The sequence below is a fragment of the Brachybacterium sp. p3-SID957 genome, from assembly GCF_025144775.1.
Lineage (GTDB): Bacteria > Actinomycetota > Actinomycetes > Actinomycetales > Dermabacteraceae > Brachybacterium > Brachybacterium epidermidis.
In genome coordinates this window covers 1-958 of the sequence record NZ_JALXKT010000122.1, presented here as the reverse complement: position 1 = coordinate 958, position 958 = coordinate 1, and the positions used below count along the sequence as shown (strand labels likewise).

Annotated in this window: 1 pseudogene; it reads right to left on the bottom strand. The window is 68.6% G+C overall.

Annotated features, from left to right (window positions below):
• Positions 1–958, bottom strand: a pseudogene (locus tag M3B01_RS14545) (IS3 family transposase); the annotation flags it as partial.

Here is a 958-nt window from a genome sequence, read left to right as displayed (position 1 = left end):
CTTCCAGTCGCCGATGATGACCTGTGCGTGCAGCAGCGAGTAGAAGCTGTTGATGTTGAGGCACTCGTCGCGGATCCGGCTGTTGAACGACTCGACGTACCCGTTGCGCCACGGCGAGCCCGGAGGGATGTAGGACAGGCCGGTGCGGGTGCCGGCCCAGTCGGCCATCGCCTCGCTGATGAACTCCGGCCCGTTGTCCGACCTGAGCACCGCCGGGGCGCCCCGGGCGGCGACGAGGTCCTCGAGGTGGGCGGTGAGTCGGTCGGCGGTAATCGAGCGCTCCACGAGGCCGCCGATGCACTCCCGGGTGTGTTCGTCGACGATCGAGCAGATCTTGATCAATCGTCCGTGCTCGTCGGCGTCGAACTGGAAGTCCACCGCCCACACCACGTTCGGCGCGTCCGCCGTCGGCGCGTCGACGGTCGAGGACCCGACGCGCTTGCGTCGACGCCGCTGCGGGACCCGGAGCCCTTCGTCACGCCACAGGCGTTGGATCTTCTTGTGGTTCACCACCCACCCCTCGGCGCGGGCGTCGTGATACGCCCGCCGATACCCGTAGCGGGGATGGTCCTTCGCCCAGGCGCGCAGCCACTCCCTGAGCGCCCGATCCGGGTCCGTGACCGTGTTGCCCTTGAGCGGTCGCCGGTACGCGGAGCGGCTCAGCCCGACCAGACGGCACGCCATCCGTTCGCTCACCCGCAACTTGCGCTTGAGGTGATCGACGGCGGCGCGGCGCCTGTCCGGGCTTAGAAGTTTCCCTCAGCCAGCTCCTTGAGCGCGGCCTTCTCCAGCTCCGCTTCCGCGAGCAGACGCTTCAGGGTCGCGTTCTGCTTCTCCAGCTCCTTCAGGCGCTTTGCGTCGTCGGCCTTGAGGCCGCCGTACTGGTTCCGCCACCGGTAGTACGTCTGCTCGGACACCCCCAGCTCCCGGCACACCGCCGCGACGTCCTGACCATCGG